Raw genomic sequence first — 26601 nt, 5'->3', positions numbered from 1 at the left:
TTGTCCATGCTGATATCAAAGTTAGTAATTATTGAATTATTTACAAAAGTACAAATGTACGACCATTGACAATTAATGCGAATCCAGAGTTGAAAACTCTCAATTCAATGTTAAATTAATTTGTTTATAATCAGCAAAATAAGTATTATTTTATTTACTCATTTCCCTGAAAATCATTATCTTGGAAGAAAAATTCCACTAATTATTCCAAGTATGATCTCCAAGGAAAAAGAGCAAAAATTAATTTCAATATATTTTTTCGTGTGCGACTTGTATGAAAAAGAACTTTTTCGAGACCTGTCAGCGATTCTCCAACAATGCAAATCCGGAGTTTACAGATCAGGAAATTATGACCATTTATCTTTTCACAGGCTGGGAGCAACGATATTTCAGCATAAAAGAGATTCATTCTTTTGCTAAGGAATATCTTTTCAACTGGTTTCCCAAACTACCCGGCTACAAAGCCTTCTCTGCCAGAGTGAATCTGCTTGCAAACGCTTTTCAGTTTTTAGCCGTTTATCTGATCGTTTCATTTAAACCAAAGGATTGCAGTCCAAACATCTCATTTCTTGACTCGATGCCTATTTTTACTTGTACTTCAAAGAACAGAGTTGGGAAAGTAGCTCCGCAACTGACAGCTAAAGGCTATTGTGCATCCAAAGGAAAATATTATTACGGATGCAAGTTGCACGCTTTGACTGCCAAGCGAGAAGGCACCATTCCCTTTCCCGAAAGCCTGATGATAACTCCCGCGGAAGATAACGATCTAACGGTTTTTAAACAGGCTTGGGGAGATCAAATTTACGGAAAAACTATTTTTGCCGATAAAATATATTCCGACTTTGAATACTTTAACCCGGGGAAAAAAGCATCTCAACAAATAGAAATACTTACTCCCGTGAAAGCTATCAAAGGGCAATGTGAAGAGCTAAAAGAAAGAGACAAAGCCTTTAATGACCTCTTCTCTACGGCTGTTTCAAAAATGAGACAACCCATTGAGTCTTTCTTCAATTGGCTGAACGAAAAAACAACTATTCAAAGAGCGATGAAAGTAAGATCAACCAACGGACTATTAGTGCACATCTTCGGAAAATTGGCGATCGCTTTCTTGTATCTTATTTTTTAACCCTGGATTCGCATAATTAGTTATATGTCAGGCTTACAGCCCTCCTAATGGGAGGCAACCTTTTCCCCAACGCTTCGCATTGGGCTGAATTATTAAGCCCTTTCAGGGCTCTTTCAGCAATCAGCAATCAGCAATCAGTATTCAGTATTCAGTAATCAGGACAGGACAGCCAACAAATCAACGAATCAACAACTAAACATCTCAACAATTCAACAACTCACCGCCTCTGCGGGGTTTACGAGGGCTGAAAGCCCGTTCTATTTCAGCCCTATCCCGCAAGGGTGGGGTATCGATTCCCCTATTTTGTTTTTTGAGGGCTGAAAGCCTGAATTAAGTTGTTGTTGGTCAGCCGTCGTAATTCGTAATTTGGGTATAGTTAACTTAGTATGGAGCTCTGTTTTTTTTAGAATTATAAATATTGACTGTTAGTGTATTAAAGTTAATAATATTCTCAAAAATATAGCAGCTTAACGATGTTATAGTTTTCTCGTAATACTATTCAATTACTACGTTAACATTCAGTTTTTTATTGGGCAATTTAGGATAAATTCCCCAATAATACATCATGCTAAATGAGGGCCATACTCCTTCCGATAGAGTTTTTGCGATAATATTTAGCTCCAAAACTTCTGGCAACTCAATGATTCTTTGATTTGATACTGAATAATAAGAGTTAGGCATTCTCTTTTGTCCGATGACAACCGAGTATCGCATAAAATCAATTTCAGGTAATTTTTCTTCGCACGAATAAAGAGCTTGTAACTCTTCCATACTATTGATTACATGAAAAAGTTCCTCTTTACTCGATGTAAAGAAGCACGCTGATTCGGAAGCAACAGGTAACGTCTTCTCAAAAAAAGCAGATACTTGTTCCGGAATATCTTTTATTGGGGAAAAATTTTCATGTACTTTCTCTTTCTCGCACCCCACTTCTCCTGTCAGTAAAAGCAGGGTACCTATCCATAAAATAATTTGCTGTTTCATATTTTTCTGGGTTTAAAAATTGATACTTGTTTCCGCGTTCCGGATATTTCTTTTACGCTGCGCCTCCGGTGCGGTTTATGAGGCGCATCGGATTGTCGGGCGGAATATCGGTTGTTTTTTCCATAGTCTTATCTTTTTTGTTGTGTACGACAAAGGTATAAATATTTTTTTGATCAGATGCAAATATTTGACCTGTTTTTTTCATGACAAACAATCCAATAACTCAACAATTAAGCACCCGAAGGGTTTATAAACGCTGACGCTTTCCGGCATTTCGATAACGAGGCGTTTCATGTGAAGCAGAACGTTTTTTATCCGAAGGAAACGCTCCTTCACCTTAAGGAACTCATCCTTCACCTTAAGGAACTCATCCTTCATCTTAAGGAAGCGTCCTTATAGTTTAAGGAGGTTGTCCTTCATCTTAAGGAGTCGCTCCTTCATGTTAAGGAGAAGATTTTTGACTTTACGGAAGTGTTCCTTTAGGTTAAGGAGACTTTCCTTAAAGATGTCCGGACGGCCTGCATGCTTTTTGAGCGAAAATAGTAGCCAAAGTCCGCTTTTTTGCTTACTTTTGCGAGGCTTAAAGATAAAAAGACCCTGTTTATGAAGCAATATGTAGATTTGCTAAGGCATGTGCTCCGTTCGGGTACGACAAAGGAAGATCGTACAGGGACGGGTACGACGAGCGTATTCGGGTATCAGATGCGATTCGACCTGAGCGAGGGATTCCCGCTCCTTACCACTAAGAAGCTGCATCTCAAATCGATCATTTACGAGCTGTTGTGGTTCTTGAAGGGCGATACGAATGTGCATTACTTGCAGGAGCATGGCGTACGTATCTGGAACGAATGGGCGGATGCGGATGGCAATCTGGGGCCTGTCTACGGTCACCAGTGGCGTTCGTGGGCTGACTACGAAGGCGGGACGATTGATCAGATCAGTGAGGCGATCGACATGATTCGCCACAATCCGGACTCGCGCCGTATCATCGTCAGCGCATGGAATGTCGGTGATTTGCGAAATATGAACCTGCCCCCCTGCCATGCCTTCTTTCAGTTCTACGTTGCCGACGGGCGACTCAGCCTCCAGCTTTACCAGCGCAGCGCGGATATCTTCCTCGGCGTGCCGTTCAACATCGCTTCTTACGCGCTGTTGCTACAGATGGTCGCGCACGTTACCGGGCTTGAGGCAGGAGAGTTTATCCATACGCTCGGCGATGCGCATATCTATCACAATCATCTTGAGCAGGTGGAACTGCAGTTAACGCGCGAGCCTCGTCCGCTCCCGCAAATGAAACTCAATCCTGACGTGCGTAATATTTTCGACTTTCGCTATGAAGACTTCGAGCTGCTTGGATATGATCCTCACCCGCATATCCCGGGCACTGTTTCCGTATAACTTTTTTAGCATCGTAAAAACCCAATGATATCGATTATAGTAGCCACAGATCAACGGGGAGCGATAGGCAAAGACAACGGATTGCTCTGGCGCCTCCCGAACGATATGAAACATTTTCGCGCACTGACCATCGGACATACCGTCATCATGGGGCGGCGAACGTTCGAATCTCTGCCCAAAGGCGCCTTGCCCGACCGCAAAAATATTGTCCTTACCACCGAACCGGGTGCCCGTTTCGACGATTGTGTGGTATATAATACGCTGTGGGGCGCGCTTATGGCTACGAAGGGAGAGGACGAAGTCTTTATCATCGGCGGAGGAAATGTCTATGAGCAGGCCTTGGAAGTGGCCGATAAACTCTATCTTACGATCGTGCATCATACGTTTTCCGAAGCCGACACGTTTTTTCCTCCTGTCGACCCGAAGGTCTGGGAAGAAGTCGCTCGTACCGATGCGCCGAAGGACGAGAAAAATCCTTATGAGCACAGCTTTTTAACGTACGTTCGAAAAAAATAACCCGGCATGGCGTACTATTCGTGATAAATGTATTACTTTTGTTGCGTTATTAACTTAAAAGCAAAGTGAAATGAAACGTATCTTATTTGTTTTAACGGCCATCTTGATGATGACGACAGGCGTGGTTTGCGCACAGGAAAAAAGTGCTTCGATTACGGTAACCGGCAGCGCAACGTATGACTTCGGCGATATCGTTGAAACATCAGGCCCTGCAAGCCATGTTTTCACGGTGATGAACAACGGAGAAATGCCGCTGGTGATTTCGCGTGTTGTGGCTTCTTGCGGATGCACGACTCCTGATTGGACGAAAGAACCGATTGCTCCGGGAAAGACGGGCGAGATCAAGGTTACATATAATCCGGCCGGACGCCCGGGTAAATTTGTCAAAACGATTTCCGTGTACAGCAACGGCAAAGCCGACGGGAATTATGTTCTGACGATCCGCGGAAATGTCGTACAGAAGAACTCATAAACCGATGAGCGGAAGAATCTGCGTCGTCGGCTTATCCCTATTTCTCTGCCTCTTTTCGGTGCAATGTTTATCTGCCCGGGAAGAGGCTAAAATTGTCATGCCCGAAACCGCTCATGACTTTGGCCGGATCGAAGGCGCAAATGGACCGGTGGAACATGTCTTTGCCGTCAGAAACGATGGAAAGGCAACCTTGGAATTGATTCGTGTTTCTTCTTCGTGCCGTTGCCTTTCGGCCAAATGGTCGAAGAAGACGGTAGAGCCGGGTGAGACGGCAAGACTTGAAGTGACGTACAACCCAAACGGACAGTCCGGCGCTTTTAGCCACAGCATGCAGGTCTTCAGTAACGGTTCGGAAGCTCCGCTTGTCTTAACAGTCAAGGGCGATGTGCACGCTGTGCCGGGGGCTGTGGTCGGAGAACCCGATTTTACGCCCGACGCGTGGACACACGATTTCGGCAAGATTGATGAGGAGCAGAATTACTATACCCATATCTTTCAGATTACGAATACCGGGACGGCTCCGTTGATTATTTCGCATGTGCAATCTTCGTGCGGATGTGCCGAGCCGGAATGGACAGCCGATCCGATTGCTCCGGGTGAAGTCGGTGATGTGGTGATCACGTATTCGGCGAAGAATCGTCCGGGGCCGTTTAAAAAGCATATCACCGTCTACACGAATGCGAAAGGAGGGAGGCAACGACTCTCCATTATGGGCGAGGTAATCCCCAAACCGAGTGAATTACCGGTCGTATATCAAGATACGATCGGAACGATACAGTTGGAGAGTAAAACGTTTATGTTTCATACTATCCGTCCGAAAGAAATCGCGACGCAAGAGATATGGATTCGTAACTTTTCCGATGTAAATCAAACGCTTTCTCTCGTTAATATGCCGGCACATATTCAGGTGGAAGCTCCTGCCGAATTAGCGCCCGGTAAGGCCGAACGGATGAAGGTAACCGTCGACGGCACGAAAGTGACGGCGAAAGGACGGATGCTTGGCGGGTTTACATGGATGGCGCGTAGCGCCTCCGGAGAAGTTGTTTCGCACGAAATACCTGTTTCCGTCAACTTCATCGACGATTTCAGTACGCTTTCGCCCATGCAGAAAACGTATGGAGCAGCGATCGAGCTCTCGACGACCCTGCTGGAATTCGGCCGAATGAAACGAGGCGGACTTTTCGGTATCGGTAACAAGCGTGCTTCGAGGCAGGTGACCCTTACGAACGAAGGCAAAGAACTGCTCGAACTGCATAGCGTATCGTGCGACGATCGGCGGGTACACGTTACCGGATTCAACCGGAGGATGCTCCGTCCGGGAGAATCGATAACCCTGACACTGCTTATCCGACCTAAAGAGGTGAAGGAGCCGATGGAGACCATGCTTTATGTGGTCTGCAACGACCCTCGAGGGCCGGTTCGTCAAGTGAAAATCACGGCAGAATAAATGAATTGAATCATGGCGCAAGAGGGAGATGAAACGATTTCCCTCTTGCTTTTTAAACGATAGATAAAACAATGGATCATCCCGAAAACGACGGAAAATATAAAGGACTGAAAGTGAATAGTGGCGTGGCGAGTGCGCCGACAGTCAACCCTTACTTGCGAGAAATGCGTAAACAAACGCGTTCGTTCACGACGCATGAGTTTGTCGAAGGTATCTTGCGCGGAGATACATCGATACTTAGTCAGGCGGTGACGCTGGTCGAGAGTTCCCGACATGAACACCAGCAACAAGCGCAGGAGATTATCGAGAAATGTTTGCCTCATACCGGACAGTCTATTCGCGTCGGGATTACGGGAGTGCCCGGCGCCGGAAAAAGTACATCGATCGATGCGTTTGGGATGCACATGGTGCGCAAGGGACACAAGCTGGCCGTGTTGGCCATTGACCCCAGCAGCGAGCGTTCGAAAGGGAGTATCCTCGGCGACAAGACGCGTATGGAGCTACTTTCGCGCGAGCGTAACGCGTTTATCCGTCCTTCTCCTACGGCCGGCTCATTGGGCGGAGTAGCCCGTAAGACACGCGAAACGATTATCCTCTGCGAAGCGGCCGGATTTGATACTGTCTTCGTCGAGACGGTAGGTGTGGGACAGAGCGAAACGGCCGTACATTCGATGGTCGACTTTTTCCTGCTTATCCAGTTGGCCGGCACGGGCGATGAACTGCAGGGCATCAAGCGAGGGATTATGGAGATGGCCGACGGAATCGTAATCAATAAAGCCGACGGAGATAATATCGAACGTGCGAAGATGGCCGCCGGACATTTCCGCAACGCGCTTCATCTTTTTCCGCCTACAGCATCAGGCTGGTTTCCTAAGGTGCTGACGTATTCGGGATATTACAATCTGGGCATAGAAGAAGTTTGGAATATGATCGAGGAATATATGGCGTTCACGAAAGCGAATGGTTATTTCGATCAGAAACGTAACGAGCAAGCCAAATACTGGATGTACGAGAGTATTCACGATATGCTGAATGACGCGTTCTATCATCATCCGCGTGTAGAAGAGCGGTTACCCGTCATCGAACGACAGGTACTGAATAACGAGGTCAGTTCGTTCGTCGCAGCCCGCGAAATGATGGATCTGTTTTTGAAGAAATAGTAGATATCTTTCTTTTAGAGGTTGATTGTATTGATCCAGTGTATTCTATGTTGGGTTTGTTATAGCTTTGTTTTTAAGGTAGATATGCCGATTTTTTCTTTCTTCTTGCAGAAGGAAAAAAATGCTATTTGTTTCATATAGATAAAAAGTTATTCAAACGGCCGAAAAAGTATTATTTTTGGAAAAAAATAATACAAAATGAAATCTTGTTCAAATTATATTATTCGAGAAATAACACCGCTCTCGGACAAAGATTGTTTTTACATTGCCGATCGCCGGAAATCGGAATTTACCTATCCCTTACATTCGCATGCCGAATATGAATTGAATTATGTGGAGAATGCGGCAGGAGTACGCCGGATTGTGGGCGATTCGGTGGAAATAATCGGAAACTATGATTTAACGCTTATTTCGGGGTCTGACTTGGAGCATGTTTGGGAGCAACACGACTGCACGTCGAAAAACATTCGCGAGATTACCATCCAGTTTTCATCCGATTTATTTTTCGGCAACTTCATTCATAAAAGTCAGTTTCGCAGCATTCGGCACATGCTCGACAATGCCAAGAAGGGAGTTAGTTTTCCGATGGAAACCATCATGAAAGTATATGCGTCGCTCAATACACTTTCTTCTGAGAAAGAGGGTTTTTATGCGGTGGTTAAGTTTCTGACCATCTTGTACGAGCTGTCGCTTTCGGAGAATTACCGCACGCTGGCAAGCTCTTCGTTTGCACACATCGACGACGGAACCGATAGCCGTCGCGTACTGAAAGTACACGAATACATCAACACCCGCTACAAGGAGCCGATCCGTCTGGAAGAGTTGGCCGATCTGGCAGGTATGACTCCGGTGGCCTTCAGCCGTTTTTTTAAGCTGCGATCGGGAAAAACGGTATCGGACTACATCATCGACATCCGTTTGGGGCATGCTTCGCGCCTGCTGGTAGACACTACTCATTCCATCGCCGAAATATGCTATCAGTGCGGATTCAATAATCTATCGAATTTCAACCGCATCTTCAAAAAAAAGAAAGAATGCTCACCGAAAGAGTTTCGTGAAAATTACCGGAAACGGAAGTTTATATTTTAGCAGGAATTTTGTCTTATCGCTGCAAAATAGTATCATTATTTGATAAATGAAACATATTAGTATTCGACCATCGATCCTATTTTTGCAGGTACATTTATAGATAAAGTATGCGCACTATGAGAACACTTGCTACCGTCATATTTTTTTGTGTCTCTACCCTTATCTTTCAGCATTGTAGAGCGGAGTTTGATAAGACGAATGATAAAAAAGCCGATCTTACGGGAAAAACATCCGTTGAAAAGCACGGAAAGCTATCGGTAAGCGGCTCATTTCTCGTAAATGAAAAAAATGAAAAAGTGGTGCTGAAAGGAGTTAGTTTCGGTTGGCACAACTGGTGGCCTCGTTTTTACAACGAAGGCGCTGTCGGCACATTCGCTTCGGACTGGAATTGCAGCGTAGTACGCGCAGCCATGGGAGTTACCCCTCAGGGTGGCTATCTTTCCGACCCGCAGCTTGCCCTCGATTGTGTAACCCGTGTAGTGGACGCCGCCATCAAAAACGGAATTTACGTCATCATCGACTGGCACAGCCATGCCATTCGTACGGAGGAAGCTATTGGTTTCTTTCGTGAAATGGCAAGCAGGTACAAAGACTTTCCCAACGTAATATACGAGATATTCAACGAGCCGGAGAGAGACTCATGGGAAGACGTAAAAGCATATTCCGAGCGGATAATCGGAGAGATTCGCGACATTGACCCGTCGAACATCATCCTTGTGGGTTCGCCTCATTGGGATCAGGATCTCCATATTGTTGCCGACAATCCCATTACGAAGTACGACAATATTATGTATACATTGCATTTTTACGCCGCCACACATCATCAGTTCTTGCGTGAGAGAGGCGATTATGCCATCTCGAAAGGAATCCCGATTTTTGTTTCGGAATGTGCCGGAATGAAAGCTACGGGCGACGGCCCCATCGATCGGGAAGAATGGCAGAAATGGTTGGAGTGGATGTCTCCAAATCAGATCAGCTGGGTTGCATGGTCTGTCTCCGATAAAAATGAAACCTGCTCGATGATGCTTCCTTCCGCGTCTTCAGATGGGAATTGGAATGATCGAGAGATAAAAGAATGGGGACAAATTGTCAGAAAAGAACTTTTAAAACAATAATTTTTTTCAAAAATGAATATAAAGCGCCTCTTTTTTGTTTTTATCGTACTGATTGCCGGTACAGCGTGTGATGTAAGCGCTCAAGATGCAAAAAATAAAATGCTCGACGTTGAGCTGCTGCAACCCGAAAAGTTAATGTTCTACTCGTCTCAAACACCGGAAATACAGTTCGTTGCTAAGAACACAGGCAACAGTTTGGTTTCGCAACAGATTACGCTACAGATCGATACGGATAAAAAGATTCGACTGTACTCGTTATCCCAACAAGTGACGGTAAATGCCAACGATTCGGTCATGTTTTCTTTTTCCTTTACCTTGCCCAATCCCGGATTTTACCGTTGTTTCCTATGGTTGGGCGGAGCAGTCGAAAGCAGAAAATTCAACATCGGGTACGAGCCGGAGGCGATCGTCTCGCTGCCCGACTCTCAGCCCGATTTTGATGATTTCTGGCAAACGACCCTCGGAGAACTTGCTGCCGTAGCCCCCGAATATACGCTGATTGCGCTACCCGAACATTCGTCCGGGAAACGAAAAATGTACCGGGTAACCATGAAATCGTTCGGCAATATGGAAATCGCCGGTTACTATTGTGTCCCGACAGCTCAAGGCAAACATCCGGTCATTGTTTCATACATGGGGTATGGTTCCAAACCCTGGATGCCCGATGCCGACGGTAATCCCGACCACGCAGAGTTTGTCCTTTCGGTTCGAGGACAGGGATTGAACGAATCCTCAAATATTTACGGCGACTGGATAACGTACGGGTTGCAATCGAAAGAGGCCTACTATTACCGCGGGGCTTTTATGGATTTGATTCGAGCCATTGACTTTGTAGCGTCGCGTAAGGAAGTCGATGTGCGCAATATTTTTGTGGAAGGAGGCAGTCAGGGTGGCGCTTTTTCCTTAATTGCCTGCGCATTGGATAATCGAATTGCCGCGGCTGCGCCTTTTATTCCTTTTCTGTCGGATTATCCCGACTACTTTGATATTGTTGATTGGCCGGCCAACTCCATCCGCAAGAAACAAGCTGAGATGGAAATCTCCGACAAGCAACTTTATGAAACACTTTCCTATTTCGATGTGAAGAATTTTGCACGGAGAATAACTTGTCCCATAATAATGGGAGTGGGATTGCAAGATGAGGTATGTCCGCCGCATACCAATTTTGCCGGATACAACCTCATTCGGTCTTCCAAGGAATATCATATTTTTCCTCTTTCCGGGCACGATGTCGGGCCTGAATGGTGGCAATACAGAAGTACATTTTTTAAAAAATACAGGAAGTAAAAAAGATAAAAAAGTATGACGATCTGATAAAATAATATGTAAAGTATAGATGAAAGAGTTTCTATTTTTGCACTCAAGAAAGCAATGTTTTTTTTAATTCTTTAAAAGAATCTTTATGAAGAATATCTTTATGTTGTGTATGGCTCTGACGATGAGCTTTCAAATCATGGCGCAACAACGCAGAATTACCGGCACTATCGTGGATAGCAAAGATAAATCTGCAATGATCGGAGCCAATATAATGGAAAAGGGAACATCAAACGGCACTATTACCGATGTCAACGGAAATTTTTCGCTCAATGCAATATCTGCCAATCCGGTTTTGGTTATATCGAGCATCGGATACCGCACGCTTGAAGTTCCTGTAGGAACCCGTAATAAACTAAATCTTCAAATGGAAGAAGATACGGAATTGCTGGATGAAGTTGTGGTTGTGGGTTACGGTACCATGAAGAAAAGGGACCTGTCGGGCGCCGTAACTCAAATCAGAGGCGATGAAATTATGAAAAACAATCCGGTGGATTTAAGTCAAGGATTGCAAGGAAAAATTGCCGGGGTTATTGTAAATCAGAGCGATGGCGCACCGGGAGGCGGCGTAAGCATTCAGGTGCGCGGCGCCAATTCGTTCTCCACGAGTACGCAACCGCTCTATATCATAGACGGTGTACCGTTTGATACGAATGCCACGCCCACAAGCAAAACGAACGACAATAATAATCAGACTTCCAATCCTCTGGCATTTATCAATCCGCACAACATTCAATCCATCGAAGTGTTGAAAGATGCGTCGGCAACCGCTATTTACGGGTCGCGAGGAGCAAACGGAGTGGTTATCATAACCACAAAGCGGGGAGAATCGAGTTCGGCTCGGGTGGAATTTACCTCCAACTTCTCGACCTCACGCATCGCCAAGCGCGTGGAAGTACTGAATGCCTATGGCTACGCCAATTATATTAACGAACAATATGTGAACAGTTACCGCTACAGCAACAGGCCCTACTCGGTTCTTCCTTATCCCGGTATCTGGCATTACCCGACCAATGCCGACGGTACACAGGATTTTACCAGCGGGAAGTACCAGCCGAAACCCTCCGACTTCCTGAACCCCGGCATCTATACCGATGCTCACGGAAACCAAACTTCCGTGGGATTGGCCGATTGGCAAGATCTGATTTATCAGAACGGAGCATCGCAGGAATACAACATCAACGTTTCGGGCGGTTCGGACAAGGGATGGTATTCCTTTTCAGGCAACTACCTCAATCAAACAGGTGTCATCAAAAAATCGGGATTTACACGATATACCTTAAGTACCAATTTGGGACGGAAAATACACGATTGGCTGGAAATGGGAATGAATATCATTTACACCAATACCGATACCGACTTCGCTAAAACCAGCGCTTACGATTACGGTATCATCCGCTCCTCGCTGATCTTCCCCCCGACATACGATCCGAACATCGATACTTCCACCTCCGATCAGCTGAATTGGTTGGCTGCGAATCCGCATGCCTACATCAACTCATCGAAAGATCATTTGAAGTCCGTTAACATATTCAGTTCTTCATATATGGAGGTGAAATTGCTGCCTTTCCTGAAATTCCGTCAGAATCTCGGATTCAGCTATAACGGCAACAACCGGGGAACCTATTACGGCCGCCACACGCAGGAGGGGGCCGCATCAAGCAATATCAACGGCCGTGCGGGACAAGCCGATAACTGGTATCAGGGCATTACTTCGGAATCGATCGTTACATTCGATAAAAGCTTTAAACAGCTACATACGGTGAATGCCGTAGCCGGATTTACGGCCGAAAGGGCCGATTGGGGGAACAAATCGATGAGTGCCACCAATTTTCCTAACGACTTGACAAACGAATACGATATGAGTCAGGGACTTAATCCCGGGAAACTGATAAGCGATCGTGGCGCATCCACATTGGCTTCATTTCTCGGACGGATCAATTATACCTTGATGGAGAAGTATATCTTTACCGCATCATACCGTGCGGACGGTTCAAGCAAATTTACTCAGAAAAACAAATGGGCGGGCTTCCTGTCGGGGGCGTTTGCATGGCGTGTCTCGGAAGAAACATTTGTTAAAAATCTGAAGGTTTTCAGCAATCTGAAAGTGCGATTAAGTTACGGAGAAACCGGAAATCAGGGAATAGGAAGCTACCGGACTCTGCCTATGTTGAGCACGGCAAACTATCCTTTCGACGGTTCACTGAACAGCGGTTTTGCACAAGTAGACTGGCGCGGTCCCGTGGCCGATGACCTTCGGTGGGAAACGACCTCGCAATATAATGCCGGTTTGGATTTGGGTATCTTAAACGGACGGATCAATTTCACGGTAGATTATTACCGTAAAAAAACGCGCGATTTATTGCAGGAGGTACAGATCCCGTCCAGTACAGGCTTTCGAAATATGATGATAAACAGTGGATACGTAACCAACGAAGGGCTTGAGATCAGTGGGAAATTTTACCTGCTTCAGAATACGCCGCTCAAATGGAACATCGACGCCAATATCGCTTTCAATCGAAATAAAATTGGCGGATTGGAGGCCGACCAGTATGCCAACAGGCTTTGGTATAAGGCGGATGAGGTATTCCTGCAACGCAACGGAATGCCTATCGGCGCCATCTACGGATACGCGGAAGATGGGTTCTACGACAACCTGGCCGAAGTGCTGGCATCTCCCGATCCCGAAATCCGCAACAAAGGCAAGGCGATGATTGGAGAAATCAAATACCGAAACTTCGACAACGATCCGGCTATCACATCGGCCGACCGGGTTATTATCGGCGATGTAAACCCCGATTTTGTGTATGGAATCACCAATAACCTCATCTGGAAAAACTTTAACCTGAGCTTCTTCTTTCAGGGAAGCCAAGGCAACGACATCTTCAACGGCAATCTGATGGATATTTCGATGGGCAATATCGGGAACATTACGCAAACCGCTTATGACGGGCGTTGGACGGAAGAAAATAGCGCAGAGGCCGCTTGGCCGAAAGCCATTGCGACCTACGATCGTACGATGCTCATCTCCGACAGGTACGTGGAAGACGGATCGTATCTGAAACTGAAAAATATAAGCTTGGGATATATGTGGAATCCGAAATTCAAAGGAATCTCTCAGATCAATATGTATGCCGGTGCTACAAACCTGTTTACCCTCACCGGATACAGCTGGTTCGATCCGGAGGTGAACGCTTTCGGAGCCGATGCCTCCCGGCGTGGTATCGACATCTATTCCTATCCGGCCAGCCGTACTTTTTCGCTCGGACTGAAAATTACTTTTTAAAACAGATAAAAGAATATAAAACATGAAGATCAACAATATATCTATCCTTTCAGGTTTTTTGCTTGCGGGCATCCTCTCTTTTTCTTCCTGCAACGATTTTCTTGCCGAAAAACCTTATTCTTTCATCGGGCCTAAACAGCTCGGGAACGACAACGAAGCCGTTAATCAGTGGGTGACGGGTGTTTACAGCAAATGGTCGAACGATATGTTTCGCTGGAGCAATTTCCCGCGCGTGCTCGAAATGGACTGCGATTATACGACCGGACCAGACTGGGCGTTCAGCAACCTGGGAGCAGGGAACTTTCAGGGCGACGAGGTATCGGCTGCCATCTGGATAGGATGTTATAGCCTGATAAACCGTGCCAATGTCGCCATTGCCAACATATCGAAAATCGACGGTGCCACGGAAAAACACAAAAACAACGGACTGGGCGAAATGTATTTTCAAAAAGCGTTTGCCTATTTTATGCTTACGAAGGCTTACGGCGAAATACCGTTGTTTGATGTGGCCATCAGTGAAGGCGCGAATCAGCATCAACCTCGAAAACCTATTTCCGAAGTATATGCCGAAATTATCCGCCTCTTGGAACAGGCCATTCCATTGCTATACAAGAATACCGACTCCGAATATCAAGCCGGACATGTGGCTGCAGGTACAGCTGCCGGACTTCTTGCAAAAGTGTATGCTACGATGGCCTCCGGAGCTTTGCCGGAAGGAGAGGAGATGGTTGTAAAAACAGGATCTTCCTACCGGATGAACGGAACCGAAAAGGTTCTGACGCTTCCTGTTGCCAAAACTTTTCTCAAAAAACAGGTAAAAGGATACAAACCGTTTGATTGGCGCGAGAACTATACCAAAGCAGCGAAATATGCCGGGGACGTGATGAGCGGAGTTTACGGGAAATACGAACTCTTGCCCTACGATCAGATGTGGAAACAGTCAAGCGTGGATGCGAGCGAATATATGTTTACCTTGCGGGCAAAAGCCGGAGACGAAGAGTATGGCAACACCATTCATCAATGGTTTTGCGGAATACAGAACTCTTCGGGCATCATTCAAACGGGGCTTTGGATCGGCAATCGCTTTCATTGGTACAATCTCTTCGACCATCAAGATTACCGCATCACGAAAGGCGTAATGCATCGATGGAGATATTACTATCAGACAAACGGGAACTACGGATTCTACTATCCTAAAACGCCCGAATACACACTTATGGCCACCGGATACGACAGTAACGGCAACAAAGTCGCCGAACCGAAAGCTCCTTACAACGATGGTGTAAACTACATCTACAATACGACCAACGAATGTTTGGCATTTACCACCAAATACGCCGACATAACCGATAAAACGCAATCGCGTTCGAATGCTTATTGGCCTTTTCTCCGTTTGGCCGATGTAGTGCTGATTTATGCCGAAGCACAGTGCGAATTAAGTTCGGGCGTCTCCCCCGAAGCCATTGAGGCGCTCAACAAAGTGCGGATTCGCTCAAATGCCTATCCGGCAGGCATAAGCGGCGACGGAGCCATTACTTCCAAAGTCGCTTTGCGCTCCGCGATCTTCGAAGAGCGAGCCAAAGAGTTGGCATTGGAAGGCGACCGACGTTGGGATCTAATTCGCTGGGGGGTCTATCTTGATGTAATGAATTCCATCGGCGGTATAAATACCGACGGCACCACCACTACATACGACGAAGCAGGTGTAAACAAATACCGCGAAAACCGGCACCTGCTCTTCCCATTGCCTTCGGCAGAAGTTGCTACCAATAAAGCCATCGATGGCAATAATCCCGGATGGAACTGATTTATTTTAATAATCTACAAGTAAAAAAACTATGAAGTCATTATATATACATTCAATCGTAACGTATCTGCTTCTATCGGTTGCTGCCTGTCAAGACATCGTTACCTACAACGACGGATACGACGACGGTACGATATCAACCGGCGCTCCTTCGGTATCGGGAGTCTATAAATACAACGACACCGATGCTCAAGAACCTATCACGAAGGCTTCGTTCCTCGATATGATTATGCTGAAAGGTAAGAATCTAAGCAATGTAAAGAAAATTACCGTCAACAACGTAGAAGTTCCTCTTTCGGAAGTCTATGCACGTGCCGATGCTGCTTATTTTCCTATCCCGCGAGTTATACCGGCCGAAGTAACCAACAAACTCTATTACGAAACGGCATTGGGCAGCACTACCGTAGATTTTTCCGTTACCGTTCCGCAACTGAAAATCGAACGATTATACAACGAGTTTGCACTGCCCGGAAGCTCGGTACAGGTGGTGGGCGAATTTTTTGACCTCTACGGATTCGGTACCGGATCCGATGCTACGGCTTCCGTTTCAATGAACGGCACGGCGATGAAAATCGACTCCCTTACCGAAAAATACATGTCGGTGGTCATTCCCGAAAATGCTCCCGATAATAGCCTCATAACGTTTACGTATATGAATGGCAATACAAAAGTTACCCGGAAAGTTCCTTACCGTTTCACAAAGAGCGTTGTGTGGGATTTATCCAATTCTTCGGCATACGGATTTTGGGCCGGTACGGAACATATAACCAACGGTTCGGGAACAAACGATCCGGAAGCTCTTTACGGGCCATATATCCGCGTAGCAGGCTCATTCAAAAGTTGGAGCTGGAACAACTTGCCTTGTGGGGGATTTAATCTGGACGCCGATATTGCAGCCAATCCGGCGGACTACCTGTTTAAATTTGAGGTCTGTTCGGCATCGGGCAATCCGTTCTACGATTCGGGTAAGGCCGGATATTTAATTCAGTTGAACGGCGGACAATATGCATGGAATCCATCTCAAACAAATAGTTTTAATACCTATGGCAAATGGTGCACCGTCTCTTTAGAACTCACGGACGTGGCCACCAAAGGCTTAAAATCGGGATGGACCGGCATGTTCTGGATTTTGCAGCCCAACAGCGACTGGAACGTCGACCACAGTTTTGCAAACATACGGATTGAAAAGAAAATAACCAATCAGTAAAAAAGAAATGAAAAAATACATTGTTCTGCTCTTTTCTCTCCTGACGATCTCCCATTCGTATGGATGCAACACACCATCTCCCGACATGGGAACAGGCGGACAGATCGATTTGTGTTCCAAAAATCCGATGCCTCAAACCGTGAATCTGTTTCGGTTTTTACAGGAAACATACGGGAAAAAAATCATATCCGGAACGATGGCCCACGTTGCATGGAATACCGACGAGGCCGACTGGGTATTTGCTCAAACGGGCAAATATCCCGCTTTAAACGGTTTCGATTATATACACTTGCGCTATTCCCCCTCGGGATGGATCGATTACGGAGATATTTCGCCCGTCGAAAACTGGTGGAAAGCCCATGGATTGGTATCGGGAATGTGGCATTGGAATGTGCCTCAGACAAAAGGAAGTACGGAATACGCTTTTTATGCTCCGGGCAAAGGGCAGGGATCTCCCGAAACCGATTTCGACATCAGCCGAGCCGTACAAGACGGAACGGACGAGAACTTAGCCTTGAGACTCGATTTGGTGAAAGTGGCCAATTATTTGTTGTTGCTTGCCCAAAAAGGGATTCCCGTTATCTGGCGTCCGCTTCACGAAGCTTCCGGCGGTTGGTTCTGGTGGGGCGCCAAAGGGCCTGAACCTTACAAAGCGCTGTGGAAGATGATGTTCGAGGTGTTTGAAGCCAAAGGAGTAAACAACCTTATCTGGGTATGGACGTCGGAAGGACACGATCTCGACTGGTATCCGGGCGACGAATATGTGGATCTGATCGGTATGGACATTTACCGGGAAGAGAATGCGCACGCGTCGCTGATCGACCGGTTTAAACAGGCAGAGCGCATCGGCGGCGGGAAGAAAATGATCGCGTTATCGGAATGTGGCGGTATTCCCGCGCCAGACTTAATGTTCGAAAAAGGCGATACGTGGCTTTGGTTTATGTCTTGGTACGATGCTTACACGCGTGAGAACAAATGGAACGGAGCGACCTATTGGAAAACCGTAATGAACGACCCGCGCATAATCACCCGGGATCAAATGCCGAACCTGAAGGAATAAAAGCATCCGCGACGATGAACAAAATATGGATTCTCTCTTATGACATCTTTTCAACAACAAATAGAACGATTGCAACACCTACACGAGCGACTCATAACCCGTCCCAATAAATCTCTCCCCGAATCTAACGGTTGGTTCTCACGATACGAATTTCCTGTTCTCACCGCAGCCCATACCCCTGTTTTCTGGCGTTATGATCTGAATGAGCAAAGCAATCCGTTTCTGATGGAACGCATAGCGATGAACGCAGTGATGAATGCCGGAGCCATTAAGTGGAACGGGAAATACATATTGATGGTTCGTGTGGAAGGTGCAGATCGAAAATCGTTTTTTGCCGTCGCCGAAAGCCCCAACGGGATTGACAACTTCCGTTTTTGGGACTATCCCCTAACCATGCCTGTGAACGATTCCGCGGAAACCAACATTTACGATATGCGGCTTACCCCGCACGAAGACGGATGGATTTACGGCGTCTTCTGTGTGGAAAAGCTCGATCCCGCCGCACCCAAAGGCGACCTCTCGTCTGCGCTGGCTTCCGCAGGCATCGCACGTACCAAAGATTTGAAAAATTGGGAACGGCTTCCCGATGTAAGATCGAAAAGCCAGCAACGCAACGTAGTACTTCACCCCGAATTTGTGAACGGGAAGTACGCTCTTTACACGCGTCCGCAGGATGGCTTTATCAACGCTGGAAACGGTTTCGGTATCGGCTGGGCATTGACGGACGACATCGCCAACGTTCAAATTACGGACGAACGAATCATCGATCGCCGTTATTATCACACGATCAAAGAACTGAAAAACGGAGAAGGACCCGCGCCCATAAAAACCGATAAAGGATGGCTGCATTTGGCGCACGGTGTGCGAAATTGTGCCGCCGGATTGAGATATGTATTGTATTTGTACATGACCTCGCTTCAAGACCCGGCACAACCGATTGCCGCGCCGGCCGGATATTTTATGGCACCCGAGGGGGAAGAGCGTGTGGGCGATGTCTCCAACGTGCTTTTCTCCAACGGATGGATTGCCGACAACGACGGAACGGTGTACATTTATTACGCCTCGTGTGATACGCGCATACATGTAGCGACCAGCTCTATTGACCGTTTGGTGGACTATTGTTTGAATACGTCCCAAGATGGTTTGACGACGGCGGCATCGGTAGAAACTCTGAAAAAGTTGATCGACAAAAACCTCAAAAAGTAGCGTTATGTCTTTCGAAAAAGTCAGTCTTCGGGAAAAAATCGGATACGGATTAGGAGACGCAGCCTCTTCCATGTTCTGGAAAATATTCGGAATGTATGCTCTGTTCTTCTATACCGATGTGTTCGGCATTACCGCGGCAGCGGCGGGAAGCATGTTTCTCGTTGTCCGCCTGATCGATTCTGCAACCGATCTGTTCGTGGGAATCCTCAGCGACCGTACAACATCGCGTTGGGGAAAATATCGTCCGTATATCTTGTGGTTTGCCGTGCCGTTTGCCGTAATGGGAACAATCACTTTTTTTACGCCCGATTTCGGGCAAGCCGGAAAATTAACCTACGCCTACGTTACCTATTCGCTGATGATGCTCGTTTATTCTTTTGTAAACGTTCCTTACGCTTCGCTACTCGGTGTTATTTCGCCTGATCCGAACCAACGCAACACGCTCTCCTCCTATCGGATGTCTTTTGCCTTTATCGGCAGTTTTATAACATTTATGTTGTTGCAGCCGCTGATCGATTTCTTTGCAAGGACGTTCGACGTCCGCAGCGCAACGCAAGCCTCCGATTCCTCCGTTAGTACATCGGCCGTAGGATGGGTGCTGGGCGTGGCCTCCATCGGAACGATCTGTGTGATATTGTTTTTATTATGCTTCAGATGGACCAAGGAGCGCGTAACTCAGATCGAAACGGACAAAAGCACTTCCGTGAAACAGGACTTAAAAGAGTTGTTTCGCAACGGGCCTTGGTGGATTCTGGTAGCGACAGGATTGGCCGCACTGCTTTTCAACGCCATTCGCGACAGCGTAGCCATTTATTTTTTCAGGGATTTTGTAGGTCTGAACTACAAAATGTCGGGAACAGGATGGGATATGGCTACGACTTATTTTCTGGTTGGCCAGGGCGCAAACCTGATTGGCGTGATGCTGGCTCCGACGTTGTCGGCAAAATACGGAAAAAAACGCACGTACATGATTGCAGTTTTCATGGCAGGCATATTCAGTGCCCTGTTTTACCTGATCCCTAAAAATTTCTTTCCGATTATGGCGTTTCAGTTCGTTATTTCGCTGTTCGCCGGATATGTGTTGCCTCTGCTCTGGTCGATGTTTGCCGACGTTGTGGATTATCACGAATTTACTACCGGTCGCCGAACTACGGGATTGATATTCTCTTCGTCATCCATGTCCCAAAAATTGGGTTGGGCATTCGGTTCCGCACTCAGCGGATGGATACTTGCAGCTTTTCGCTATTCTCCCAATGCCGTGCAGCAATCGGCCGAAACGCTCTTCGGACAACATCTTATGATGAGTTTAATCCCCGCCACATGCTGTTTGCTGGCATTTGTGGGAATGATGTTTTACCCGCTTTCGGATAAAAGAGTAAAAGAAATTACGGAAGAACTAAACCTCAAACGCCAACATGCAGGCTGAAATACGACGACTGAGAGAAGACGCTACACGCATTCTTACCGAGAACATTCTGCCGTTCTGGATGGATAAGGCAGTCGATACGCAAAACGGCGGTTTCTACGGGCGTATTTCGGGAGATAATCGACTGTTCCCCAGTGCACCCAAGGGAGCTGTGCTGAATAGCCGAATTTTGTGGACGTTTACAGCGGCATACCGTTTGTTTGGGAAGAATGAATACCTGCAAACGGCCAAACGGGCAAAAGAATATCTCATAACCCGATTTTTCGACGAAGAGTTCGGCGGCATTTATTGGTTGCTGGACGAGAAGGGGCGTCCGTTAGATACCAAAAAGCAGATATACGCTCAAGCATTTGCCGTTTACGGGCTATGCGAATATTACCGCGCTACGGGCGACGAAGAAGCGTTGATCTACGCCATGAAACTCTATCGCTCCATTGAGCAAAACAGTTTCGATGAGGAGAAAAACGGATATCTCGAAGCCTTTACACGCAACTGGAAACCCATGGACGATATGCGCCTGAGCAAGAAAGATGCCAACGAGCAAAAAACGATGAACACCCACCTGCACATCTTGGAGTCCTACACTCATCTGTTTCGGGTTTGGAAAGACGAGTCGCTGAAAAGACAACTCAAGAACCTAATCGAAATCTTTTTAATGAAAATGATCGATTCCGAAACGAATCATTTGCGGCTGTTCTTCGATGCGGATTGGAACAACAAATCGGAAGCGGTATCCTACGGACACGATATCGAAGCCACATGGCTCCTGCACGAAGCGGCATCGACGCTTGCCGACGATGCGATGGTGCATTCGGTGGAAAAAGCGTTGCCGCTCCTTTTGCACGCTGCCGGAGAAGGGCTGCAATCCGACGGAAGCATGGCATACGAAAAAAATATCCGCTCGGGGCATCTTGACTCTGAGCGCCATTGGTGGGTGCAGGCTGAAACGGTAGTAGGCTTTCTAAATGATTACCAGCATTTTGGAAATGAATCATCGCTCGCCAAAACGTTGAATTGCTGGGAATACATTCAGGAAAATCTAATTGACCGGCAACACGGCGAGTGGTATTGGAGCATCCTGCCGGATGGTTCGGTAAACCGCCGTGCGGATAAAGCCGGTATCTGGAAGTGTCCGTATCACAATGGCAGAATGTGTATGGAGATCATCCAAAGAGCTGAACTCCTACTCAATCCCGTATCGCAAGAAGATAGCACTTAATAAAGTTGAGAAATGACAAAGAGGTCATCTCAAAATGAGGTAGCTCTTTTTTCAGATCAAGCGCTGCATAGGTCGATTTCCCTTTGGCGGAAGCCGAGTGTTCGCAAGCCTATTTGACCCCGTTGTTGTACAACAATGACCCTTAAACAGCATGTTTTGCCCTGTTGTTGTACAACAACGCCCCTTAAACAGCATGTTTTGCCCTGTTGTTGTACAACAATGACCCTTAAACAGCATGTTTTGCCCCGTTGTTGTACAACAACGCCCCTTAAACAGCATGTTTTGCCCTGTTGTTGTACAACAATGACCCTTAAACAGCAGTTTTGACCCTGTTGTTGTACAACAACGGCATAAAACGGAACTTTCTGCCGCCCTGCCGTGTTCCCGTAACGTTTAAAAACAGGTTTTTCCACAGCTTGTAAATTTTGCGTCCAGAGGCCCGAAGATGTTCGGATGGTAAAGAAATAAGCATAAAAAAAATGAGGCTGTCCGTGTTTTTGAGACAGCCTCTTTATCATGAATATCAAGATGCTTCTTATAACTCTTCTTTCACTTCCCAGCCGAGCGCGCTGGCGCCTAATACGGCGGCATCGCTTTCTTTCAGTTGAGAGAACAGCAGACGGGTCTTGTTCTGGAACACCTTCAGCATGTGGGCTTCCATAGAACGTTTTACCGGCTCCATGAGCAGTTGGCCTGCTTTCGTCAGACCACCGAACAGAATGATCGCTTCCGGGCTCGAGAACGCCACGAAATCGGCAAAGGCTTCACCCAAAATTTCTCCCGTCGTTTCGAAGATTTCCAGAGAGAGTTTATCTCCTTTAACAGCCGCATCATACACATCTTTCGAAGTGATTTTGTCTGGTTCCAACTCACGCAACAGACTCTCTTCGGTACGTGTCATCAGCAGTTCGCAAGCCGTGCGAGCTACGCCAGTGGCCGAGGCATAAGCCTCCAGACAGCCGTGACGACCGCATCCGCACAGACGTCCGTTTTCACGGCGTACGATGACGTGCCCCAGCTCGCCGGCAAATCCGTCGTGACCGTATACCAGATTGCCGCCGATAACGACTCCACTGCCCACGCCTGTACCCAGTGTGATGACAATAAAATCTTTCAGGCCGCGAGCCGCACCATACGTCATCTCACCGATAGCCGCCGCATTGGCATCGTTTGTCAAAGTGACCGGAATGCCTCCCGTCTGGTCACTGATCAGTTGAGCCAAGGGTACCTTCCCTTTCCACGGCAGATTGGGCGCGAATTCAATGCAACCGTTGAAATAGTTGCCGTTAGGCGCTCCTACACCGATGCCTTTGATCTTGTCCTTGCCTCCGGCCGAGTTGATGACGTTTTGCAGTCCATCGCCAAGGGCTTTTACATAGTCATTAATGTCATCATATTGACCTGTTTTAATCGAACCGCTATACAAAATGGTTCCCCGTGCATCTACTACGCCGAATACGGTATTCGTACCACCTATATCAATACCAATTACATAAGGCTTCTCCATGAGTTCTGTGTTTTTTTAATTGAATGATTATTTTTTGTTTCAGTGAGCAAATATATAAGCTTTCGTGAAAGAAAACAATTTTTTCTTTGAAAAAAATGCTTTAAAAGGCACAAAAGCAAATTCGCTCAATCTTTCGGTTGGGTTGCTCTGATCCGGATTTCGCTTTTCCCGTTCGATGTTTTTGTGAGGCTTATCCGTACGGCGATCCGTTCGGTCATCTCCGAAACATGTGAGATCACGCCGATTTTGCGTCCCTGTGTCTGTAAACGTTCAAGTGCATCCATGGCGATGCCCAACGTGTCGTTATCCAACGATCCGAATCCTTCGTCGATAAAGAGGGACTCCACGTTCATGCGGTTCGACGACAGCGATGAGAGGCCGAGGGCAAGGGCGAGTGAGATGAGGAACGATTCGCCACCCGAAAGCGAATGTACCGTGCGCACTTCGTTGAGCATATCGAGGTCGACGACTTGCAGAGCCAGCGATCCGGGCACCCGTTGCAGCTTATAGCGCGACGTAAGTTCCCGAAGATGCTTGTTCGCGTAGCCGAGTAGCGTATCGAGAGTATATCCCTGAGCGATCTCTTTGAACTTATTGCCGGAGGCCGAGCCGAGCAGGGTATTCAGTTTTTGCCAGTTCTCGGCGTGTGCATATTTCGCCTGCCGTTCTTTTTCCAGTATCTCAACCTGCTTCTCGTTACGAGCGTTTGTGGTCAGTACCACTTCGAGTTCGGTCTGTCGCCGGGTACGCTCTTCGGTCTGCTGCTTTTTTTCTTGAAGACAGGCTTGTAGCTGTTCGCTCGTGGTGTTCTGCTCCGTTGGACGATCATTTGATTCGTAATGCGTTGTCAGATTCTTATTTCGTTCGGACAAGGTCGCGCGGGCGGTTGTCTCAGCTTCGGTCAGGGTGTTCAGCGCCTGCTTTTCGGCCTGAATCCATGCGTTGCTTTTCGATAGCAGCTCCGAAAGTCGTTCGGCGGTAATCCCTTCTTTTCCGGTCATCCATGTTTCGACAGCTTTTTGCAGCATATCCTCTTCGGCGACGAGCTTAGCCAAGTCTTGCCGGCGTTGTGCGATGTGATCGTTCAGGCTTTTCTGCTCGGCCGACAGCAGATTGCTTTTCTCGTTCAACTTTTTCAGTTTTGACGCGATAAGCGACAAGTTGTCGGCGAAGTATTTCTCAGCAGCGTCGGCCGGCTTGCCGCGCAGCACGGTTTGTCGTTCGGCCAGAAAGTGTTCCAATACGTTCCGGCAGTGTTCGTTCTTCTCGGTCGTGACTCTCCATATTTGATCGGTCTCCTGTATGCGCGTCTGCTCGTTTTCAAGATCAATGTGGAGTCGTTTCAATCGTTCCTGTGCTTCGGTCAGGGCTGTGCTTGCATTGTCCCACTCCGTCTTGCGGGTGTTCAAATGCTCGGCCAATACGGCACGTTCGAAAAGGGCTTGCCAGCCGGGGAGGGAGGCGAGATGTTCCTCTAACTTCCGGTATGTAGCCGTGTATTGATCAGTGTAATTGCCTATTAGCGCCGAGATTTTGGTTATTTCGTTTTTGCGTGTTTCAAGATCGGCCGTTATGGTCTCCAATCGCCGGGCATTATCAGCCTTTGCCTGTTCCAGCTCTCGCTCTTTCAAGCGTTGCGTCTCGGCGAGACTTGCTGCCGGATGATGTAGGCTACCGCATACCGGACAAGGTGCTCCCTCTTTCAGCTGTGCACGCAACGTCGCGATTTCGGCGGGCATGATCTTGTTCAGCCGTTCCGCTTCCTGCTTGAGCCGTTCCATTTCTTTTTCCTGATCGCACACGATGCGTTTGCTTGCCTCCAAGGTCTGTTCGTTGCGTTGTTTTTGCTCCTGCACGGTCTGTACTTCGGTGATCAGGGAAAGGAGAAGCTCCGTTCGTGCCGCGATGAGCTCAAAGTCTCGATGAGCCGTAAACCATTCCTCTCGTGTGATGAGTTCCTTTTGGGTCTGCGCCAGTGCCTCCTGTATATTGCGAAACTTCTCCTCGGTCTTTGCTTTTCTTTTTTGAACATCTTTAAGCTCTTTTCGGGCTTCTTCGAGATCTTTCTTCGCCTTTGCAATCAAGACGTCCAATTCGCGGGCACGCACGATTTGCGGTGCGATCTGCTGTTGTTTCTCAATAAGCTGCGTTTGTTCGTGTTCGCAGTCGGCTACGGCACGTATGGCTTCGGTAAGCAAAGGCTCGTTTTCGGTATGTCGGCGGATGGCTGTTTGCAGGTTGGCCTGTGACTCGGAGAAGGTCTGTCGGAGATTCTCCAGATGCTTGAAGGTGTCACGTATCTCCTGCACACGGTCGATTTGCACGATGTATTCGTAACGTTCACGCGCTTCCGTTATGGCTTGCCGCGCTTGCTCCAGACGCCGTTCGGCCTGCTTCTGTTCATCGCATAAGCGGGCGTGCTCGGTCTGCCATTTCAACTGTGCCGTCAATCGGTCTACGGTCTCTTTCAGTTCCGCCAGCTCGTGTGTTATTGTCAACTTCTCCGTTTCATAGGTCATTCGTTGCTCTTCCGAAAGTCGTTCGATACCTTCGATACGTCGTGTGACGGCTTCCAACTCTGCGTCGGCATTCTTCGACTTCTCATAGATGGCGATTGAGATGCGCGAATAAATATCCGTACCGGTCAATTTTTCGAGCAACTCGGCCTTCTCCGGCTGACGCGCTTTGAGAAAAGTGGCGAAATCGCCTTGTGCGAGCAACACCGAACGGGTAAACTGATCGAACGTAAGTCCGATCAGATCGACGATGCGTGCGAGCAACTCCGTCTTTCTTCCCGGCTCTTCATGGCCTGTGGATAAATTGTGGAGGCGTATCTCACTGCTTTGCATCGAGCCTTCGGCCCTATTGTAAGCCCGCTTGACCGACCAGCGTGCCCGGAATGTCTCTCGACCGAGCGATACAAAATCGACTTCGGCATAGCCCTCGCTCGTACCCCGGCGCAGGATGTTACGACAGTCGCGTTGATTGAGAGTCTTATCGCCTACATCGCGGATCGGAATATTCTCTGAGGCATGGCTCGTGCGTGGCGTCTGGTCGAACAACGCTAGACATAAGGCGTCGAGCAGGGTTGACTTACCCGAACCGGTGCTTCCCGTAATGGCAAAAATACCGGCCGATTTAAGCGGTTCTGCGGTGAAATCGATTTCGAAAGCTTTTTCGAGCGAGGCCAGATTTTTCCCTCGGATAGCCAAAATTCTCATTGTTCTCTTTTTTTTACGTTCGGATCGACAAACATACGCAA

General features: G+C 47.3%; 20 protein-coding genes. 16 read left to right on the top strand and 4 right to left on the bottom strand.

Annotated elements, in window-relative coordinates:
• Positions 1 to 274: 274 nt before the first annotated feature.
• The gene (locus EII41_RS02300) at positions 275 to 1126 is read left to right on the top strand and encodes a transposase (protein ID WP_260425442.1); all 852 of its coding nucleotides are present in this window, start codon (positions 275 to 277) and stop codon (positions 1124 to 1126) included.
• A 495-nt stretch (positions 1127 to 1621) separates the two neighbouring features.
• Here EII41_RS02300 and EII41_RS02295 read toward each other — a convergent pair whose 3' ends face one another.
• Both EII41_RS02295 and EII41_RS14080 read right to left on the bottom strand, forming a co-directional pair.
• A complete protein-coding gene (locus tag EII41_RS02295; protein ID WP_124789264.1) occupies positions 1622 to 2110 on the bottom strand; it encodes a hypothetical protein in 489 nt (162 codons plus the stop codon).
• 52 nt (positions 2111 to 2162) lie between these two features.
• The gene (locus EII41_RS14080; protein WP_185711803.1) at positions 2163 to 2315 is read right to left on the bottom strand and encodes a hypothetical protein; all 153 of its coding nucleotides are present in this window, start codon (positions 2313 to 2315) and stop codon (positions 2163 to 2165) included.
• 398 nt (positions 2316 to 2713) lie between these two features.
• Here EII41_RS14080 and EII41_RS02290 point away from each other — a divergent pair, with 398 nt between their 5' ends.
• From EII41_RS02290 to EII41_RS02220, 15 genes are all read left to right on the top strand, one after another.
• Positions 2714 to 3508, top strand: a complete 795-nt coding sequence (locus EII41_RS02290; protein WP_124789263.1) for a thymidylate synthase — start codon at positions 2714 to 2716, stop codon at positions 3506 to 3508.
• A 24-nt stretch (positions 3509 to 3532) separates the two neighbouring features.
• The gene (locus EII41_RS02285) at positions 3533 to 4024 is read left to right on the top strand and encodes a dihydrofolate reductase (RefSeq protein WP_124789262.1); all 492 of its coding nucleotides are present in this window, start codon (positions 3533 to 3535) and stop codon (positions 4022 to 4024) included.
• A gap of 70 nt (positions 4025 to 4094) precedes the next feature.
• Entirely contained in the window at positions 4095 to 4496 is a 402-nt protein-coding gene (locus EII41_RS02280; protein ID WP_124750515.1) for a DUF1573 domain-containing protein, read from the top strand.
• A 4-nt stretch (positions 4497 to 4500) separates the two neighbouring features.
• Positions 4501 to 5943, top strand: coding sequence for a DUF1573 domain-containing protein (locus EII41_RS02275; RefSeq protein WP_185711802.1), 1443 nt, complete (start codon positions 4501 to 4503; stop codon positions 5941 to 5943).
• 71 nt (positions 5944 to 6014) lie between these two features.
• Entirely contained in the window at positions 6015 to 7103 is a 1089-nt protein-coding gene (gene meaB, locus EII41_RS02270; RefSeq protein WP_124750517.1) for a methylmalonyl Co-A mutase-associated GTPase MeaB, read from the top strand.
• Positions 7104 to 7301: 198 nt separating this feature from the next.
• On the top strand, positions 7302 to 8192 hold the full coding sequence (locus EII41_RS02265; RefSeq protein ID WP_124789260.1) for a helix-turn-helix domain-containing protein: 891 nt from the start codon (positions 7302 to 7304) through the stop codon (positions 8190 to 8192).
• Between the two features lie 116 nt (positions 8193 to 8308).
• Positions 8309 to 9307 carry a glycoside hydrolase family 5 protein gene (locus tag EII41_RS02260; RefSeq protein ID WP_124789259.1) on the top strand — a complete coding sequence of 333 codons (999 nt, stop codon included), beginning with the start codon at positions 8309 to 8311 and terminating at the stop codon, positions 9305 to 9307.
• Between the two features lie 12 nt (positions 9308 to 9319).
• A complete protein-coding gene (locus EII41_RS02255; protein WP_124789258.1) occupies positions 9320 to 10594 on the top strand; it encodes an acetylxylan esterase in 1275 nt (424 codons plus the stop codon).
• Positions 10595 to 10709: 115 nt separating this feature from the next.
• Positions 10710 to 13907 (top strand): SusC/RagA family TonB-linked outer membrane protein, encoded by a 3198-nt coding sequence (locus EII41_RS02250; protein WP_124789257.1) that lies wholly within the window; start codon positions 10710 to 10712, stop codon positions 13905 to 13907.
• A gap of 22 nt (positions 13908 to 13929) precedes the next feature.
• Positions 13930 to 15714 (top strand): RagB/SusD family nutrient uptake outer membrane protein, encoded by a 1785-nt coding sequence (locus EII41_RS02245; RefSeq protein WP_124789256.1) that lies wholly within the window; start codon positions 13930 to 13932, stop codon positions 15712 to 15714.
• Between the two features lie 31 nt (positions 15715 to 15745).
• Positions 15746 to 16921 carry a glycan-binding surface protein gene (locus EII41_RS02240; RefSeq protein WP_124789255.1) on the top strand — a complete coding sequence of 392 codons (1176 nt, stop codon included), beginning with the start codon at positions 15746 to 15748 and terminating at the stop codon, positions 16919 to 16921.
• Between the two features lie 7 nt (positions 16922 to 16928).
• Positions 16929 to 17981 (top strand): glycosyl hydrolase, encoded by a 1053-nt coding sequence (locus EII41_RS02235; RefSeq protein ID WP_124789254.1) that lies wholly within the window; start codon positions 16929 to 16931, stop codon positions 17979 to 17981.
• Between the two features lie 39 nt (positions 17982 to 18020).
• Positions 18021 to 19187: a glycoside hydrolase family 130 protein gene (locus EII41_RS02230; RefSeq protein WP_124789253.1), complete on the top strand. Its 1167-nt coding sequence runs from the start codon at positions 18021 to 18023 to the stop codon at positions 19185 to 19187.
• Positions 19188 to 19191: 4 nt separating this feature from the next.
• The gene (locus EII41_RS02225) at positions 19192 to 20613 is read left to right on the top strand and encodes an MFS transporter (RefSeq protein WP_124789252.1); all 1422 of its coding nucleotides are present in this window, start codon (positions 19192 to 19194) and stop codon (positions 20611 to 20613) included.
• Entirely contained in the window at positions 20603 to 21832 is a 1230-nt protein-coding gene (locus EII41_RS02220) for an AGE family epimerase/isomerase (RefSeq protein WP_124789251.1), read from the top strand. The genes EII41_RS02225 and EII41_RS02220 overlap by 11 nt, the downstream gene beginning before the upstream one ends.
• A gap of 535 nt (positions 21833 to 22367) precedes the next feature.
• Here EII41_RS02220 and EII41_RS02215 read toward each other — a convergent pair.
• Together EII41_RS02215 and EII41_RS02210 are read right to left on the bottom strand one after the other, a co-directional pair.
• Positions 22368 to 23339 carry an ROK family protein gene (locus tag EII41_RS02215; RefSeq protein WP_124789250.1) on the bottom strand — a complete coding sequence of 324 codons (972 nt, stop codon included), beginning with the start codon at positions 23337 to 23339 and terminating at the stop codon, positions 22368 to 22370.
• A 125-nt stretch (positions 23340 to 23464) separates the two neighbouring features.
• Entirely contained in the window at positions 23465 to 26560 is a 3096-nt protein-coding gene (locus EII41_RS02210) for an AAA family ATPase (protein ID WP_124789249.1), read from the bottom strand.
• Positions 26561 to 26601: the final 41 nt, after the last annotated feature.

The sequence above is a fragment of the Tannerella forsythia genome, from assembly GCF_003860135.1.
In the GTDB taxonomy this organism is placed as follows: domain Bacteria; phylum Bacteroidota; class Bacteroidia; order Bacteroidales; family Tannerellaceae; genus Tannerella; species Tannerella forsythia_A.
Note: the sequence above shows the minus strand (reverse complement) of the source record. Positions and strands in the feature narration are given on the sequence as shown.